This is a genomic window from Thalassospira lohafexi (genome assembly GCF_002844275.1).
GTDB lineage: Bacteria > Pseudomonadota > Alphaproteobacteria > Rhodospirillales > Thalassospiraceae > Thalassospira > Thalassospira lohafexi.
Map to the genome: position 1 here is coordinate 369,388 of NZ_NXGX01000002.1, position 17,788 is coordinate 387,175.

The following is a 17,788-nucleotide window of genomic DNA, read 5'->3' on the forward strand; positions in this document are numbered from 1 at the left end:
TCCTGATAAAATATTCAGGCTTTATCGAAAATGGTCGAACCCGCCCGGTGCGAGTTCGGCCATTTTGCCATCTGGTCCGATCAATTCGACTTGCCCAACCTTGTCGGTAACCGTGCCGATAACTGTCACCTGATCACCCAATGCGGCCACGTAATCTGGCGCGCCCGCGATCAGCAACTCATAGTCATCGCCACCTGCCAAAACGTTCTGCCATCGGTGTTCATCATGCTCAACGGCTTGCGCAGCCGCATTTGACAGCGGGATTTTCATTCGATCAATCGTCATGCCAACGTTTGATGCTGCACAAATCTTGCGACAATCCCCCGCCAATCCATCCGATATATCCATCGCAGCAAACCGTTTTCCCAATGAAATGCAGGATTTCGCGATATCAATGCGTGGACGAGGCAACCAATAGCGGTCTTTTAAGTGATCCCGCGCCGCGTCATCAAGGTCATTACAGTCACCCGCCAGGACAGACAAACCAATCGCCGCGTCACCCAACGTGCCGGTAACGGCCAAAAGGTCACCGGGCCGCGCCTGATCGCGTCGCAGAGCCCTGCCCGTCGCGATATAGCCGAATGCCGTCAGACTGAAAAATGTTGGACCGGGCGTTCCGACCGTATCGCCGCCCATCAACGCAACCGAATAGGCCGCACAATCTTCGCCAAACCCTTTGGCGAAGCGTTCTATCCAGTCTTCGGACACATCCGGGCCATATCCTGCCGTCAGAACAACGCCAAGCGGGGTCGCGCCCATTGCCGCCAGATCAGAAAGGTTCACGCGCAGAACCTTCTTGGCGATCAACTCAGGGGCATCAAGATTGCGGAAATGGACGTCGGAAACCAACGCGTCGGTGGTGACGACAACTTCACAGCCGGTTGGCGGTGTAAAGACCGCGGCATCATCTTTAAGCGACAATGCCGCAGGGTCACGCTGTGCAATAGGCGCAAAATGGCGCGCGATCAGATCAAATTCCCCTGACCGCGCTGCCATATCAGTTTTTCCCGGCTTCACCGGGACGCAGCGTTTTGCCAATGCGATCAAGAACCGCATTCACAAGTTTTGGTTCATTCTCATCAAAGAATGAATGGGCTGCATCGACATATTCGGTGATAACAACACGCATCGGAACGTCTTCACGCGCCATAAGTTCATAGGTACCGGCACGCATGATGCTACGCAGAACCGTCTCTAAACGTTTGGTTGTCCAGCCTTTTTCAAGCGCACCATCGATCAACGCATCGATATCAACCATGCGGGCCGCGACCCCTTGAACCAGATCAGCAAAGAAGCCGCGATCCGGATCAATCAAATCATCATTGGTGATATCAAGATCACGTCCACCTTCGCCATCAAGACGAAAATCGGAATATTCCCGAACGATGTCACCGGCCGAAAGCTGCGACAATTCGGCCTGGTAAAGTGCCTGAATGGCAGAAAAACGCGCTGCGCTGCGCCGCTGTGCGGCAGATGCCTTTGGTTTATCAGTCATTACTTGTGATGGATTCCAAAATGGTTTTGAACTTCGATCATCCGCAGAACAGCTTTGGCAGCTTCGCCACCCTTGTTCTTCTGATCGGCCTTACAGCGTGCAATTGCTTGTGCCTCATCCTCAACGGTCAGGATACCGTTCCCGATCGCCAGTCGAAGATCGAGGCAAAGCTGCATCAAAGCACGGTTGGCTTCTTCGCAGATGTGATCGTAATGGGTCGTTTCCCCGCGGATAACACAGCCAAGAGCCAAATACCCGTCATAACGCGGACCGGTTGCAAGCTCTTGCATTGATTGTACCGCATAACGGATGGCAATTGGCACTTCGAACGCGCCTGATACCGAAATACGGTCCCACGTTGCGCCACCAGCTTCCAAAGTAGATGCAGCCCCCTTCACGAGGTCTTCAACGATATGCGTGTAATACGGCGCATCCACAATCAAAATGTGGGGGGCGTTTTTCATGGTTTTATTCCTCCGAGACGACAAGCGGACGCTGATCAACCAGATTTAGACCGAAGCCGTCAAGTCCTACAATGTGGCGTTTGGTATTTGAAAGCAGAATCATGTCGCGAATACCCAGATCATGCAAGATTTGTGCGCCAACGCCGTAATCGCGCAAATCTGTTTCACCTGTCGCCTGCGCCAGTTCCTGACGCAGGGCTTCGCCGTCTCCGCCATTCAACTCAATCAGCTTTGCAACAGAAGAAGACAAGCTGTTGGGGCGCGGCTCACGGATCAAGACAACGACGCCGCGCCCTTCGTCGCCAATCTGGCGCATGGCAGCCGCCAAATGGCCATGATGACCCGACTGGGTATCCCCGAGAACATCATCAAGGACATTAAGCGCATGCACACGGGTCAGAACCGGCGCGTCATTGCTAATGTCGCCTTTTACAAGCGCGATATGTTCGGCATAGGTGACGTTGTTGACATACAGATGAAGGTCAAACTCGCCGCCATTGGAACTTTTGATCTTCGTCGTTGCCTTGCGCTGCACAACTTTCTCGTGCTTGCGGCGATACCGGATCAAATCGGCAATCTGTGCGATTTTTAGGTCGTGTTTCTTGGCAAATTCAACAAGCTCTGGCAGGCGCGCCATTTCACCGGAATCGCTCATGATTTCGCAAATCACGCCCGATGCATTCAATCCGGCAAGACGCGCAATATCAACTGATGCCTCGGTATGACCAGCCCGAACAAGCACCCCGCCTGCCCGCGCACGCAGCGGAAACACATGGCCTGGTGTCACGATATCATGCCGCCCCGCGGTCGGATCAATGGCAACCGCCACCGTACGCGCACGGTCCGGGGCAGAAATCCCGGTGGTGACACCTGTTTTTGCCTCAATCGACACGGTAAAGGCCGTTTCGTGACGCGTGCCGTTATGGGCACTCATCATTGTCAGGCCCAATTCGTCGCACCGTTGGTTCTCAAGGGTCAAACAGATCAACCCGCGCCCGTGGGTCGCCATGAAGTTGATGGCATCCGGGGTTGCCATCTGGGCGGGAATGACAAGATCACCTTCGTTTTCGCGGTCTTCATCATCGACCAGAATAAACATCCGACCATTGCGGGCTTCTTCGATGACGTCTTCAATCGGCGAAAGATAATTGTTTGGCATCTGTGATCAATCCTTGCCCAGCATGCGCGCAACGTAGCGTGCAAGCATGTCGATTTCGAAATTGATCCGGTCACCCGGCTGCTTCGAACCCAACGTGGTGTGTATCTGTGTATGAGGTATCAGATTGATACCGAAAGTGTTTCCGTCAACCTCATTGACCGTCAAAGATACACCTTCAAGGGTTACTGATCCCTTTGACGCGATATATTTGGCAAAGGTTTCCGGCACTTCAAAGGTCAGACGCAAGGAATCACCTTCAGGAACACGTTTGGTCAGTGTCGCGACACCGTCCACATGGCCCGACACAATATGCCCGCCCAGTTCGTCGCCAACACGTGTCGCTTGTTCAAGATTAACTTTCGATCCCGTCGACAAATCACCAAGCGTGGTCCGGTCCAGACTTTCGGCAGATGCTTCAATCGCAAACCAGTTATCGCCGGTTTCAATCACGGTCATGCACGCGCCATTACACGCAATTGATGCCCCCAAAACGATCTTGGACGTATCAAATGATGTGGTGAATTCAAAACGGGTATCGCCCGTTTTTTCAATTGCGCGAACGTTTGCAATATCGGTAATAATGCCAGTAAACATGCACTTAATCCGTTTTATTGTCGTAAGTTACCACGATATCTTCACCTATTTCGCGAACCGAAACACGTTCGAACCGTGGCATATCTGAAAGCTGTTTGACACCCAGTGACGCAACCATTGCCTTACCGTCATCGCCAATCATCGCCGGAGCAACAAAATGAATGACCCGGTCAACCACATCGGCCTTCAGCAGACCGGCCGCAAGGTTGCCACCACTTTCGACCAGAATACGCGTTAGCCCCAGATCAGCCAACTTTCGCATGACGTCATGTAGGTTCAAATGATCGTCTGCGCATCCCGCAGCGATCACTTTTACCGAGGTTTCTTTAAATTTTTCCGATAGTTCGGCAAAATGATCGTCTGATACGACAAGCCAGGTAGGAACCTCATTCGCGGTTTGAACAAGTTTCGCTGATGCTGGCACAGCCCCTGTCCGATCAAGAATGACGCGCACAGGCGATTGATGCTCCCGCCCGGCAAGACGACATGTCAGGGTCGGGTCATCGGCAACAACGGTACTGGCACCGACAAGGATTGCATCATGACTAGCACGCAAAAGATGCCCGTGTGCGCGTGCCTCTGTCCCAGTGATCCACTGGCTTTCACCGCGTGCGGTGGCCGAACGTGCATCAAGGGTCGATGCCAGTTTCAGCGTCACGAAAGGACGATGTCGCTCAACCCGCGACAGAAACCCTTCGTTCAGACGACGTGCATCATCGCCCAGAAGGCCAACATCAACATTTATCCCTGCATCCCGCAGCATTTGGTGGCCACGTCCTGATACACGGGCATCGGGGTCCTCAAGCGCACTGACAACACGGGAAACACCCGCATCAATCAAACCTGATGCACATGGTGGAGATTTGCCAAAATGACTACAGGGCTCAAGGGTGACATAGGCCGTAGCCCCCTTTGCAAGGCTGCCTGCCATATCAAGGGCAACACGTTCAGCGTGCGGACGACCACCGGGTTGGGTATGACCACGCCCGACGGCCACACCGTCAGGAGAAACAAGAACGCACCCAACAGCCGGGTTTGGCCATACATTTCCCAAACCGCGTTTAGACAGGCTTAACGCGACCCGCATGAAATGCCGGTCGTCTTCTGTAAACGCGGGGGCTGTCATTACTCTGCGTCCGCCTCTTCTTCCCCGTCCTGCATGTTTTCCACGAATTGTTCGAAATCACGGGCTTCGCGGAAGTTTTTATACACTGAAGCGTAGCGCACATACGCCACCTGATCGAGTGCGTTTAACGCCTCCATCACCATTTCACCGATGGTATCGGTGGTAATGTCGCTTTCACCGCTGCTTTCGAGGCGTCGTTGAATGCCATTTAAGGCCTTTTCAACACGCTCGTCCTCGATCGGGCGTTTACGGCAGGCCAGAAAGATCGACCGCGCCAGTTTGTCGCGGTCGAACAATTCGCGTTGCCCGTCGGTTTTGACAACCATCAGTTCACGCAGTTGAACACGTTCAAATGTCGTAAAACGTGATCCGCATGCAGGACAGAACCGGCGACGGCGAATAGCATGATGCTCTTCGGTCGGACGGGAATCCTTGACCTGTGTGTCAGTATGTCCGCAAAACGGGCAACGCATTTTCTTTACTCGCTCTTGACGCGATCAGGAATAGATCGGGAAGCGTTTGCAAAGGTCTTCGACCTTCGCACGCGCAGCGGCTTCGACCTCGGAATTGCCTTCCGGGCTATCGACCATTGCGTCAAGAACATCACCGATCAGCTCACCAATCTGTTTGAATTCCTCAACACCAAACCCGCGCGTGGTGCCAGCCGGTGTTCCCAGACGGATACCCGACGTGATGGTCGGTTTTTCGGTATCAAACGGAATGCCGTTTTTGTTGCACGTGATGCCCGCACGCTCAAGTGCGACTTCTGCTGTGTTGCCCTTCAGCCCCTTGGGACGAAGATCAACCAGCATCAGATGGGTATCCGTGCCACCAGTCACGATATCGAAACCGCGTTTCACCAGAACTTCTGCCAGTGCTTTGGCATTGTCGATGATCTGCTGCGTGTAATCTTTAAATTCCGGACGCAATGCTTCGCCAAAGGCAACCGCTTTTGCAGCAATTACGTGCATCAACGGACCACCCTGCAAGCCTGGGAAAACCGCCGAATTGATCTTTTTGCCGATATCAAGATTGTTCGACAGGATCATGCCGCCACGCGGACCACGAAGGGTTTTATGCGTGGTGGTGGTTACAACATCAGCATAAGGAAGCGGGCTCGGATGCACACCACCGGCAACCAGACCAGCAAAGTGCGCCATATCAACCATCAAAAGTGCACCGACCTTATCGGCGATTTCACGGAACCGCTTGAAATCAATCTGGCGCGGAATGGCAGAACCACCTGCAATGATCAAGGCAGGCTTGTGTTCAACAGCAAGGGCTTCGACCTGATCGTAATCAAGGGTCAAATCGTCTTCACGTACACCGTACTGGATGGCATTGAACCATTTACCTGACAGGGCCGGACGTGCGCCATGGGTCAGATGGCCACCAGCATCAAGCGACATCCCCAGAATGGTATCGCCCGGCTTGCACAGTGCCAGCATAACTGCACCGTTCGCCTGCGCACCGGAATGCGGCTGAACGTTGACAAACTCACAGCCAAACAGTTCTTTGGCGCGATCAATCGCAAGCTGCTCGGCAACATCAACAAATTCACACCCGCCGTAATAACGACGCGAAGGATAACCTTCGGCATATTTGTTCGTCAGAACCGTTCCCTGAGCTTCGATTACGGCTTTGGAAACAATGTTTTCCGAAGCAATCATCTCGATCTGGTTTTGCTGACGATCCTGTTCATCGGTGACGGATTTGAACAATGCCGGATCGGCGTCGGACAAGCTGGTCGTGAAAAAGCCTTTGAACGACATGCTGGGGCCTCTCTCAATGCAATATGACGGGTTGGTGCGAACCGAAGCGAACCAACCCGGTCTGGTTGATGCCAGATGGCGGTGTAATTGGTAGGATTAAGACATCTTCGCAACACGAAGCGCGTGACGACCGCCTTCAAACTCGGTCGAAATAAACGCATCCACGCAATCAAGTGCCTTGGCGTCACCCACGATGCGCGCGCCGAGACACAAAACATTCGCGTTGTTATGCTGACGGCAAAGCTCGGCCGAAAGGCGATCATGCGCCAAGGCAGCACGCACTTCCGGGAAACGGTTGGCGGCAATGCTCATGCCGATCCCAGAGCCACATACAAGAATGCCCGCTTCGGATTGACCATCAATAATCGATTTGGCAACGGCATGTGCATAGTCCGGATAATCAACAGATTCGGAGCCGTTCGTTCCAAAATCGAAAACTTCAATGCCGCGATCCTTAAGAGCACTGATAATTGCGGTTTTAAGTTCGACGCCACCATGATCGGCAGCAATGGCAATGGTCTTTACAGTCATCGGCGCGCCCTTGAACGAAGTCAGTGATTAAATTTGAGCGCCTTGTAGCATATAGGACGCAAACTGCCAACGCGCAGGACACCCTGATCTGCAAGTTTTACGAAGACCAGATATGCGCCCCAACAACAGAAATCGTTGCGCCAGTCATGTTGTGAAGCTTCACACACGCTATAATATTATTATTGCCCTCACATACGCGCAAATGATCAAAGCGTGATGAACTTAAAGAAACACCATTAAGCACACCCAGCACGATTATTCGCAGCCTACAATATTAGTTTTTCGGACATGACCGCCTTTTAATGACAACAGACAATTGGGTGCCACTGATGTAATCGAATGTACTTTGATTGAATCATTTTATTATTAAATCCTCTTGCTCTTTTCTGTTGTTTGACTATATCGGGTAATTAGTGCATTAATTTTTATGTAATTTTCAAACTAAAGGAAACTATCACTCATGGCTGACGCCGATAATAGCGTGCTTGATCGCGACGAACTCTTGCAGATGACCGTAGATATTGTTTCTGCATATGTGAGTAACAACGCACTTGCCGCGGCACAAATCCCTGAACTGATTTCGACCGTATTTGGCTCACTCGACGAAATCCGCGCCGACGAGAGCGAGCCAGAGCAAGAACCGCTTAAACCGGCTGTTCCGATCCGTAAATCGGTTGGTGATGATTACATCATCTGCCTTGAAGACGGCAAAAAGCTGAAAATGCTGAAACGCCATCTGCGCACGACCTACAACCTGACGCCGGAAGAATACCGTGCGAAATGGGGTCTGCCATCTGATTACCCGATGGTTGCGCCGAACTATGCAAAACAGCGTTCGCAGTTTGCCAAGAAAATCGGTCTTGGTCGCAAGGCGAAGTAACACACCCTGCCCGATCACCAAACGACTAAAACAAAAACGCCGTTCTGTTTGTTCAGAACGGCGTTTTTGTTTGAACTACCCATAAAAAAGCCCGGCAAGAAGCCGGGCTTTTCCCAAATCAGATGATTTGATTATTTTGCGTAATCGTACGAACCGTTTTCCCATTCGTAGAAAACATAACCCGGAGCAGCAACATCACCTTTGGCATCAAACGAGATGGAGCCAAGAACGGTGTCGAATGCATCTCCGCTGTGCAGAGCTTCGATAACAGCTTCGGAGTCAGTGGTACCGGCTTTGGTTGCAGCCTGTGCCCAAGCCTGGATCGCACCATAGGTGTAAAGGGTGTAACCTTCAGGCTTGTAGTTCTGAGCTTCGAAGTATTTTACGAGTTCAGCGTTGCGCGGATCTTTTTCAAGAGCCGGACCTGCGGTGAAGAGCGTGCCTTTACCGGCATCACCCGTGATTGACCAATACTCAAGCGAGTTCAGTGCATCACCGGAGATTGCAAGGGTATCAAGGCCCTGGCTACGCATCTGACGAACAATCAGGCCCAGCTCGGTGTGGTAACCACCGTAATACAGGACGTCGACGCCTTCAGATTTCAGCTTGGTCACCAGTGCCGAGTAATCTTTTTCACCCGGGGTGATGGCTTCATACATCACTTCTTCAACGCCAGCAGCGTTCATGTTTTTCTTGGTTTCGTCAGCCAGGCCTTTGGAATAAGCCTGTTTGTCGTGAACGATGGCAATTTTCTTGTCGCCATAGTTTTCAGCCAAGTATTTACCAGCAACTTCACCCTGCTGGTCATCACGACCGCAAACACGGAATACGTTGTCCATGTCACGCTCGGTGAGCTGCGGATTGGTCGAAGCCGGAGAAATCTGAACGATGCCTTCTTCGAAGTATACTTCAGAAGCCGGGATCGAAGAACCCGAGCAGAAGTGACCAGCAACAAGTGCAACGTTTTTGCTGACGAGCTGGTTGGCAACAGCCACAGCCTGTTTCGGATCGCATGCGTCATCGCCGATTTCGAGAACGACTTTTTCGCCGTTAACACCACCAGCAGCATTGAGGTCCGCCACAGCTTTCTCGGCGCCCTTGGTCATCTGTTCGCCAAAGGCGGCATAAGGGCCGGTCATCGGACCAACGGTCGCGATAACGATGTCTGCTTTTGCCACACCCATCGAAAGTACAAGTGCAGAAGCAGTTGCCAGAAGGCCGAGCTTGGTTTTCGACATTAGAGAAGTCTCCCTGTTCCAAAGGTTGGTTCCGTCACCATGACAGAACCGTCTTTCTGGACACAAAACCGGCTCGTTTTATCTTCCGATTACCGGTTTCATCTCCGTGTACTTTAACACCCATAAATTGGTGTGCAATAGTACAAAGCAATGCGCTGCCAACAATTTAGCAACGCGATGGTGGCAACACCCTGCCACCATCGAATGATCAGACGTCCGCCCCTTCACGTGCGCGGAACCCAAACGGTCCGACCCGCTCATAAAGCCATGGATATTGCGACAGCATCTTGTTGACCTTTGTCACGCGGAAGGCTGCCGACATGATCGCAAAAATGATCACCGTGTCAAAAATGTAGCCCGAAAGCGAAAGCAACTCGCCCTCGAACAACGCATAGGTCAGAAACCGGTCAGTCAGCCCCAGCAGCAATGAATACGCATAGAGCTGATGGACAGAACGCCACGTATTGGCAATCGCCTGCCCGGTCATGAACGCACAGAACCCCATCAGGATGACGGTCATTCCGATCGTGACACCAGTACTGGTACCTGTAATCGCTTCCATATCCGCCCTCCTAGTGGCCACCCTCGAGATAAGCTGCGCGGACTTCCGGATTGGCCAGAAGTTCGGCACCTGTTCCCGAAAGGGTAATGTTGCCGTTCACCATCACATAACCGCGATGGGCAAGCTTAAGCGCATGGAACGCGTTCTGCTCGACCAAGAAAACCGTAACTTTCTTTTCCCGGTTGATCTTTTTGATGGTTTCAAAGATCTGCTTTACGACCAGCGGCGCAATGCCAAGCGACGGTTCATCAAGCAGCAACAGACGCGGACGCCCCATAAGCGCACGGCCAATCGCCAGCATTTGCTGCTCACCACCGGACATCGTTCCGGCACGCTGGTTGATACGTTCCTTCAAACGCGGGAACAAATCGAACACCATTTCAAGATCGTCTTCGAAATACTTCGGATCCTGGGTGTTGGCTCCCATCTGCAGGTTTTCATGCACAGACATGCGCGGGAAAATGCGACGCCCCTCAGGCGACTGCTGAATACCAAGATGGCAAATCTCATGCGTTGGCATGCGACTGATATCCTGACCTTCGAACAAAATGCGTCCTTTGGTGGCCTGCGGTGATCCACAACACGTCATCAGCAACGTCGTCTTACCAGCACCATTGGCGCCGATCAGTGTAACAATTTCACCTTCGTTGACTTCCATATCGACGCCCCGGAGGGCTTCGATATTGCCATAGAAGGTATGTACACCTTCAATTTTCAGCATGGACATATCGATCTACTCCCTCACTGCGCTTTCGGATCAAGATGAAGGTCGGCAGCGACTTCCGGTGGCAATTCGTCGTCTTCATCCTCACCGAGGTAAGCGCGAATAACAGCCGGATCATTCTTGACGGCATCAGGATCGCCATCGGCGATCTTTTTACCGTAATCAAGCACGATCACATGATCGGAAATCTTCATGACGACGCTCATGTCATGTTCAATCAGCAAAAGGCCAATCCCCTGATCATCACGGATGCTCTGCAACAGAACATTAAGCTCCGCAGACTCACGGGGGTTAAGACCAGCTGCCGGTTCATCAAGACACAGCAGTGACGGGTTCACACACATCGCACGTGCAATCTCAAGGCGACGCTGTGAACCATATGGCAGATTGCCAGCATTCCAGTCGGCCTGATCATACAAACCAACCTTGTTCAGCCAGAATTTGGCGGTTTCAAGCGCCGCTTTCTCCGCCTTGGCATAGCGACCAAGATTGAACAGACCCGCCAGCGAAAAGGCCGATGCATCCATCAAGGCATTATGCTGTGCCACGATCAGGTTTTCGAGAACAGTCATGCCGGTAAACAGGCGAATGTTCTGGAATGTCCGTGCCACACCATTGTTGCGTGGGATGCGGAAGCCTTCACTACGCTCCAAAAGACGCGGTCCGTCATTGGCATAAAGCGTCAGACGACCTTCAGTCGGAACGTAGAACCCGGTCAGACAGTTAAAGACCGTGGTCTTCCCTGCGCCGTTCGGGCCGATGATTGCCGTGATCTCACCCTTTCGCGCGGTGAAAGAAAGATCATCAATGGCGACCAGACCGCCAAAGCGCATGGTCAGGTGTTCGACTTCAAGTTGGACGTTGTTGTCGGTCATTTGGCTTCTCCGGCAACTTTTTCTTTCTTGCTCATATTCAAAAGGATGGTTGGATCACGGAAAGACAACAGTCCACGTGGGCGCCACAACATGATGGCAACCATACCAGCCCCAAAGATCAGCATGCGATACTCGGCAAGCTCACGGAACATTTCCGGGAAGCCAATCATCACGACCGCGGCAAGCACCACACCAATCTGACTGCCCATACCTCCCATCACAACGATGGCCAGGATCACAGCAGATTCAAGGAAAGTGAAGCTTTCCGGGCTGATGAAGCCCTGACGGGTTGCAAAGAACGCACCGGCAAAACCACCAAACATCGCGCCGATTGCAAATGCAGACAGCTTGGTGTTGGTTGGATTAATGCCAAGAGAACGACAGGCGATTTCGTCTTCACGCAACGCTTCCCACGCCCGCCCGATCGGCAATTTACGCAAGCGCATGGTTACAAAGTTTGTAACCAACGCCAGAATAAGGATCAGGTAGTACAGGAAGATCAGGCGATGCATGGATGAGTATTCAATACCCATCAAATCACCAAACCCGATGGAGCCTTCGGGAACACGGCGCGAAAATTCCGCCAGCCCAAAGAAGCTCGGACGCTCGATAGACGAAATACCGTCTGGCCCACCGGTCAAATCATACCAGTTGATGAGGATAACACGGATGATCTCGCCAAAGCCCAAGGTCACAATCGCCAGATAATCACCCCGAAGCCTTAGAACCGGGAAGCCCAGAACAATGCCAAAGCTTGCCGCAAAGATGCCCGCAAGCGGCAGGCACAGCCAGAAGCTCAGATCGAAGTTCTGCGACAGCAATGCATAGGAATATGCGCCAACAGCGTAGAAAGCCACATAGCCAAGATCGAGAAGACCGGCCAGCCCCACCACAATGTTCAACCCCCAACCGAGCATGATGTAAATCATAACAAGGGTTGCAAGATCGATTGCAGAACGGTTTTCACCAAAGATCAACGGGAAGATGAAGAAGAAGATGATCCCGATTAAACCGATTTTTTTGGTATTGGACCGATAGGCAACCTGAATTTTCGATGAAATTTTCGTGCTTTCATCAACGACGACAGCACTCTTTTCCTTCATCGAGAAGTACGCGATGGCAAAAACAATCGCGAGGAAACAAACCGTCACAACAATGCTTGTGAAGCTGCCAACCGCCATATCAAGAACCACAGGCGATGCCCAACGGTCGTCCATGTCGCGGAAACGCACAAACATTTCGAAAACGCAAACCGCAGCCAGCGTAATCATGAGGGCCTGAACCAGCCGTGAAATACCTTCACGACGAACGATCAGGGCAAGACGGCCAATAACCGTCGATCCAATGGCGATCAGGACAAGGTCCCACCGCACAGCCAGTTCAAGACCAGTAGGACGGTCAACGGTCTCGACCCCAAGGATCATGACCGACATGAGCAGCGCAATCACGGCAAAGAACGCGAGTTCCTTGACGATCTCTGAGCCGCTGGTACGAGATGAAGCAAATGCAGAAGACATCAGACTTTCTCCACCTCAGGCTTACCAAGCAGACCCCAAGGGCGGAAGATCAGCACGAGAACGAGAATACCGAACGTCGCAACGTCCTTGTATTCAATCGTGAGATACCCCGACCAGAATGCCTCGATCAGACCAATCAAGAGCCCGCCGAGCATCGCACCTGGAAGTGAACCGATACCGCCCAGAACAGCGGCGGTGAAGGCTTTCACACCAGCAAGGAAGCCGATGTAGAAATCAATCACACCATAATACAGTGTCACCATCATCCCTGCGACCGATGCCAGGGCAGCCCCCATAACAAAGGTGGTCGAAATTGTGCGGTCGACATTGACGCCCAGAAGGCCCGCCATTGTGCGATCCTGTTCACAAGCGCGCTGCGCACGACCCAGTGATGTTTTGGCAATCAGTGTGGAGAACACGACCATCAGCACAAAGGTCAGAACAATAATGATGATCTGCATATAGCTCAGCTGAACATCGAAGTTCGCACTTTTCATCATGGTAATGCCGCCTTCAATAAGCGGCTGCATCGGTTTAACGCGTGCACCTTGCGAAATCTGAACGAAGTTCTGCAGGAAGATCGACATGCCGATGGCAGAAATCAGCGCTGCAAGCCGGAATGATCCGCGCAGCGGCCGGTATGCGACCCGTTCAACGCCCCAACCATAGATCGAGGTCAGAACCATTGAAACGAACAGCATCAAAAGAAGTGTGAGCGGTAAAATACCGCTAATCCCTGCTGCCTGACAGATCAGGAAGGTGATCAGGGAGTGAAACGCACCGATCATATAGATCTCGCCGTGCGCGAAGTTGATCATGCCGATGATGCCATACACCATGGTGTAACCGATGGCGATCAGACCATAGATGGCTCCCAGCGTCAGACCGTTGATCAATTGTTGTAGGAAATAAGCCCAATCCATTGCACAACCTTAGATTTGGCACAGACAAACAAGGTCTTCGCCTGATCAACAGAAGGCATCAAGTCATAGATATATGTATTGATTGGATGAGACATAGTCTCCCCCTTGCCCCCTTGCAAACCCCGCAAAGCCTCCGTCTTATTGTTATCGGGTAGGACCCCGTTTAGCTCCCGGAGACGGCCATTCTTTTTGTGGCTCTTCCGTCCGGGAACGCGATTAGAGCGCAAACCTTAGACACATGTGTTCAAAGGCTGCAAGCGGCTTTCGGAATTTAGCAGAAATCACCAAATCCGGATTTGGAATTGGAATAAAACACTGACCGACATCGCCACCCGCTCTTTATATTGTATACATTATCCCTTGTTGAGAACGTATTCAAGTTTTCGTGCAGCAACCCGCTTCAACTGCTCCGGATTCCGGCTGACCGGCCCTGCCACAGTCACTTCTGTTCCCGTCTGTCCGTCAATCGCTGTGCACCGCAAATAGGTTCCGACCTGACGCAGCTCGAAATAAATCTCTCGGGTCGTGGTTGGGCGCGTGCTCATGTCGAACGTAAAACCTTACTCGGGACAAAATACCGCTCTATTTTGCGCGCATTTTCAGACAACGCAATAGTTATAACAAAAACGGGCCCGGCGAACCGGACCCGTCGTAACAAATCGTCAAGATGATGCGTTACTTCTCACCATCAAGCATTTTGACAATCGCCGAGAAATCCATACCGCCATTTCCACCATTGGAATAAAGCGCATAAAGGCTTTCCGCCAGCGCCCCCATCGGGGTTGTTGCCCCCGATGCCGCCGATGCTTGCTGGGCCAGCTTCAAATCTTTAAGCATCATGTCCACGGCAAAGCCCGGTTGATAGTCCCGGTTTGCCGGTGACGTCGGCACCGGCCCCGGTACCGGGCAATAGCTGGTCAAGGCCCAGCACTGACCTGACGCCTTTGATGAAACATCAAACAGCTTTTGCGCATCAAGACCAAGACGCTTGGCCAGCATAAATGCCTCGGACACGGCAATCATATTCACGCCAAGAACCATGTTATTACAGATCTTGGCCGCCTGCCCGGCCCCACTGTCACCCGCGTGGATGATATTGCTGCCCATCGCATCAAGGATTGGCTCGGCACTGGCGAAATCAGCTTCGCTACCACCAACCATGAACGTCAACGTTCCTGCGGCCGCCCCGGCCGTACCGCCCGATATCGGTGCATCAACAGCGCCAAACCCCTTGGCCTTTGCCAAGTCTGCGGCCTTGCGCGCGGCATCCACTTCAATCGTCGAGCTATCAATCAGGATCGTTCCGGGTGCTGCATTGGCAACCACGCCATCTGGTCCATCATAAACCGACAAAACATGCTTGCCCGCCGGCAGGACCGTGACAACAAAGTTCACATTGCTAACAGCCTGGGCAACTGTATCTGCCTTGGTGGCACCGGCTTCAACTGCCTTGGCCACCGCATCCGCAGAAAGGTCATAGACCTTCAGCGCATGACCAGCCTTAAGCAGGTTTTCCGCCATTGGCCCACCCATATTACCCAAGCCGATAAAACCGATATTCGCCATTTGAAGTCTCCTCTGACGTCCCGTTTGCGGGACTTTGTTTTCATCACATTCGCCACAGATCGCTGTGACTTAAAGGTTCAGTTCCCGATCCGCTGGCAACGGTGCGAAATATTCGGCCACTTCACGCGGATCAACCTGCCCAACATCACCATGCTGCCATTTCGGCGCATGATCCTTGTCAATAATCACGGCACGCACCCCTTCAAACAAATCGGGCTTGCGGACCATGCGCTGTGACAGGCGAAATTCCATATTCAGCACCTCGGCCAGCGTCATATCCTGCCCTTGGCAGATTTGATCGAAACTGACGCACAGTGCTGTTGGCGACTTGCCACTTAATGTCTTAAGACAATCTGCGTTGAACGCCGTGTCCTCACGCCCCAACGCATCAAAAATTGCCGCAACACTGTCAGCGGAAAATGTCTGATCAATCTTATCACGCTGCGCAACAAGGCTGGCCTCGCCCATGTCGGCATGAAACCCGGTCAGAATCTCTGTGACTGCGGCAAAAGCATCCGAACCGTAATCGGCCTGCACCAACGCAGCTTTCACTGCCGCGACCTGATCGGCATGAACACCGTGGGTCGCAAGACCTGCATAAAGACAGTCTGCCGCCTTAAGGCGCGCGCCGGTCAGACCAAGATACATCCCGATTTCTCCGGGGCATCGCGACAGGAAATACCCACCGCCAACATCCGGGAAAAACCCGATGCCGGTTTCAGGCATGGCAAACATGGTGCGTTCCGTCACAACACGGAACCGACCGTGAATGGAAACCCCGACACCGCCCCCCATCGTGATGCCATCCATCATCGCGACATAGGGTTTTGGGTAATTGGCGATGACATGGTTCAAATGATATTCACGGCGATAGAACGCATCGAGCATATCTTCATCATCGACAGCGCGCGCATCATAAAGACCGCGAATATCGCCACCAGCACAAAACGCCTTCTCGCCAGCCCCCTCGACAACAACAACCTTGACCGCAGGATCATTTTCCCACGATTTCAGTTGGGCCGCCATCATGTCCACCATATCGAGATTAAGCGCATTCAGCGCGCGCGGACGGTTCAACAGGATATGACCAACCGGTCCGTCCTTTTTGAACAAGACGGGGGCTTCAGACGGCTGGCTCTGATCGTTGTTTTTTTCGCTGGTCATCTCTCAATCCTTTAGGGCGGCACGCGATATGATCAGGCGCATGATTTCGTTCGTGCCTTCCAGAATTTGATGCACCCGCAAATCGCGCAGCAACCGTTCAATCGGATATTCGCGAATATAGCCGTATCCGCCATGCAGTTGCAGGGCCTCGTTACAGACCTGAAATCCGATATCGGTCGCAAACCGTTTAGCCATGGCGCAAAACTGAGTTGCGTCATCGGCCTTAAGGTCGAGTTTCCATGCGGCTTTATGCAGCATCAAGCGGGCGGCTTCGAGTTCCGTCACCATATCTGCAAATTTGAACTGCAACGCCTGAAACTGATCAAGGCTACGGCCAAATTGCTTTCTGACTTTCATATGATCGCGCGCATGCTCCATCGCGGCACGCGCCCCACCGATTGAGCAGGCAGCAATGTTAAGGCGCCCACCATCCAGCCCCTTCATGGCAAACTTGAACCCTTCGCCTTCGGCACCAAGGCGGTTTTCGGCTGGAACCTTGCAATTGCTAAAAATAACAGCCGAGGTAGGCTGACTGTTCCAGCCCATCTTTTCTTCAAGCTTCCCAAAGGACAGGCCCACGGCGTCCTTTGGGACAATAAAGGTCGAAATCCCGCCCGGACCATCATCCCCGGTACGCGCCATGACAACATAGATATCACTACGCGATCCGCCGGAAATAAACGCCTTCTCACCATTTAGGATATAATGATCGCCTTCGCGTACCGCACTGGTCCGAAGGGCACCCGCATCCGACCCCGCACCGGGTTCGGTCAGGCAGTAACTTGCAAAATGCTCCATCGTGACAAGCTTTGGCAGAAACTGGGCACGTTGTGCATCCGTTCCAAAGCTGTCAATCATCCAGCAGGCCATATTGTGAATGGAAATATAGGCCGCAGTCGACGGACATGCCGCTGCCAGTTCCTCAAAAATCACAACCGCGTCATGTCGCCCAAGGCCCGACCCGCCATATTCATCACGGGTATAAATCGCGGCAAAGCCAAGCTCAGCCGCCTTGCGCAGGGTTTCTTCGGGGAAGATATGTTTTGTGTCCCACTCACCCGCATTTGGCGCCATTTCGTTCTGGGCAAAATCGCGGGCAGCATCAGCAAAAGCCTGCTGATCGTCTGTCAGGTTGAATTCCATTGGATCGCCGCCTCTGATGTTCTTCTATTTTCCCTTTACGTAAACGTGAAACGGC

General features: G+C 52.5%; 20 protein-coding genes. 1 reads left to right on the plus strand and 19 read right to left on the minus strand.

The window, feature by feature from the left end; genetic code table 11:
• Positions 1-21: 21 nt before the first annotated feature.
• From thiL to rpiB, 9 genes are all read right to left on the minus strand, one after another.
• Positions 22-996 carry a thiamine-phosphate kinase gene (thiL, locus tag COO92_RS05505; protein ID WP_101300524.1) on the minus strand — a complete coding sequence of 325 codons (975 nt, stop codon included), beginning with the start codon at positions 994-996 and terminating at the stop codon, positions 22-24.
• A 1-nt stretch (position 997) separates the two neighbouring features.
• Positions 998-1,495, minus strand: a complete 498-nt coding sequence (gene nusB, locus COO92_RS05510) for a transcription antitermination factor NusB (protein WP_022732271.1) — start codon at positions 1,493-1,495, stop codon at positions 998-1,000.
• Positions 1,495-1,959, minus strand: coding sequence for a 6,7-dimethyl-8-ribityllumazine synthase (ribH, locus tag COO92_RS05515; RefSeq protein ID WP_022732272.1), 465 nt, complete (start codon positions 1,957-1,959; stop codon positions 1,495-1,497). The genes nusB and ribH overlap by 1 nt, the downstream gene beginning before the upstream one ends.
• A gap of 4 nt (positions 1,960-1,963) precedes the next feature.
• Positions 1,964-3,118, minus strand: coding sequence for a 3,4-dihydroxy-2-butanone-4-phosphate synthase (gene ribB, locus COO92_RS05520; RefSeq protein ID WP_101300526.1), 1,155 nt, complete (start codon positions 3,116-3,118; stop codon positions 1,964-1,966).
• 6 nt (positions 3,119-3,124) lie between these two features.
• Positions 3,125-3,712 carry a riboflavin synthase gene (locus COO92_RS05525; RefSeq protein ID WP_101300528.1) on the minus strand — a complete coding sequence of 196 codons (588 nt, stop codon included), beginning with the start codon at positions 3,710-3,712 and terminating at the stop codon, positions 3,125-3,127.
• A gap of 4 nt (positions 3,713-3,716) precedes the next feature.
• Positions 3,717-4,838, minus strand: coding sequence for a bifunctional diaminohydroxyphosphoribosylaminopyrimidine deaminase/5-amino-6-(5-phosphoribosylamino)uracil reductase RibD (gene ribD, locus COO92_RS05530; protein WP_101300529.1), 1,122 nt, complete (start codon positions 4,836-4,838; stop codon positions 3,717-3,719).
• Positions 4,838-5,311, minus strand: a complete 474-nt coding sequence (gene nrdR / locus COO92_RS05535; protein ID WP_022732276.1) for a transcriptional regulator NrdR — start codon at positions 5,309-5,311, stop codon at positions 4,838-4,840. Before nrdR ends, ribD begins: the two co-directional genes overlap by 1 nt.
• A 24-nt stretch (positions 5,312-5,335) precedes the next feature.
• Positions 5,336-6,610, minus strand: a complete 1,275-nt coding sequence (gene glyA, locus COO92_RS05540; protein WP_101300531.1) for a serine hydroxymethyltransferase — start codon at positions 6,608-6,610, stop codon at positions 5,336-5,338.
• Positions 6,611-6,706: 96 nt separating this feature from the next.
• A complete protein-coding gene (gene rpiB, locus COO92_RS05545; protein ID WP_101300533.1) occupies positions 6,707-7,141 on the minus strand; it encodes a ribose 5-phosphate isomerase B in 435 nt (144 codons plus the stop codon).
• Positions 7,142-7,601: 460 nt separating this feature from the next.
• On the opposite strand from rpiB, the gene COO92_RS05550 reads away from it, so the two are divergent.
• A complete protein-coding gene (locus COO92_RS05550; protein ID WP_101300534.1) occupies positions 7,602-8,021 on the plus strand; it encodes a Ros/MucR family transcriptional regulator in 420 nt (139 codons plus the stop codon).
• A 131-nt stretch (positions 8,022-8,152) separates the two neighbouring features.
• Here COO92_RS05550 and COO92_RS05555 read toward each other — a convergent pair whose 3' ends face one another.
• The 10 genes from COO92_RS05555 to COO92_RS05600 all read right to left on the minus strand — a co-directional run bounded on the left by COO92_RS05555 (position 8,153) and on the right by COO92_RS05600 (position 17,733).
• Positions 8,153-9,259: a branched-chain amino acid ABC transporter substrate-binding protein gene (locus COO92_RS05555; protein ID WP_022732280.1), complete on the minus strand. Its 1,107-nt coding sequence runs from the start codon at positions 9,257-9,259 to the stop codon at positions 8,153-8,155.
• A 208-nt stretch (positions 9,260-9,467) separates the two neighbouring features.
• Positions 9,468-9,821 (minus strand): DUF6867 family protein, encoded by a 354-nt coding sequence (locus COO92_RS05560; protein WP_022732281.1) that lies wholly within the window; start codon positions 9,819-9,821, stop codon positions 9,468-9,470.
• A 10-nt stretch (positions 9,822-9,831) separates the two neighbouring features.
• A complete protein-coding gene (locus COO92_RS05565) occupies positions 9,832-10,542 on the minus strand; it encodes an ABC transporter ATP-binding protein (RefSeq protein WP_028791542.1) in 711 nt (236 codons plus the stop codon).
• Between the two features lie 20 nt (positions 10,543-10,562).
• The gene (locus tag COO92_RS05570) at positions 10,563-11,420 is read right to left on the minus strand and encodes an ABC transporter ATP-binding protein (RefSeq protein WP_101300536.1); all 858 of its coding nucleotides are present in this window, start codon (positions 11,418-11,420) and stop codon (positions 10,563-10,565) included.
• Positions 11,417-12,937 carry a high-affinity branched-chain amino acid ABC transporter permease LivM gene (livM, locus tag COO92_RS05575; RefSeq protein WP_206186367.1) on the minus strand — a complete coding sequence of 507 codons (1,521 nt, stop codon included), beginning with the start codon at positions 12,935-12,937 and terminating at the stop codon, positions 11,417-11,419. The genes COO92_RS05570 and livM overlap by 4 nt, the downstream gene beginning before the upstream one ends.
• The gene (locus COO92_RS05580; RefSeq protein ID WP_022732285.1) at positions 12,937-13,860 is read right to left on the minus strand and encodes an ABC transporter permease subunit; all 924 of its coding nucleotides are present in this window, start codon (positions 13,858-13,860) and stop codon (positions 12,937-12,939) included. The genes livM and COO92_RS05580 overlap by 1 nt, the downstream gene beginning before the upstream one ends.
• Positions 13,861-14,213: 353 nt before the next feature.
• Positions 14,214-14,405: a DUF6898 family protein gene (locus COO92_RS05585; protein ID WP_081649506.1), complete on the minus strand. Its 192-nt coding sequence runs from the start codon at positions 14,403-14,405 to the stop codon at positions 14,214-14,216.
• Between the two features lie 130 nt (positions 14,406-14,535).
• Positions 14,536-15,426 (minus strand): 3-hydroxyisobutyrate dehydrogenase, encoded by an 891-nt coding sequence (gene mmsB, locus COO92_RS05590; protein ID WP_101300537.1) that lies wholly within the window; start codon positions 15,424-15,426, stop codon positions 14,536-14,538.
• 69 nt (positions 15,427-15,495) lie between these two features.
• Positions 15,496-16,590, minus strand: a complete 1,095-nt coding sequence (locus tag COO92_RS05595; RefSeq protein ID WP_101300539.1) for an enoyl-CoA hydratase/isomerase family protein — start codon at positions 16,588-16,590, stop codon at positions 15,496-15,498.
• Positions 16,591-16,593: 3 nt separating this feature from the next.
• The gene (locus COO92_RS05600; RefSeq protein ID WP_101300541.1) at positions 16,594-17,733 is read right to left on the minus strand and encodes an acyl-CoA dehydrogenase family protein; all 1,140 of its coding nucleotides are present in this window, start codon (positions 17,731-17,733) and stop codon (positions 16,594-16,596) included.
• Positions 17,734-17,788: the final 55 nt, after the last annotated feature.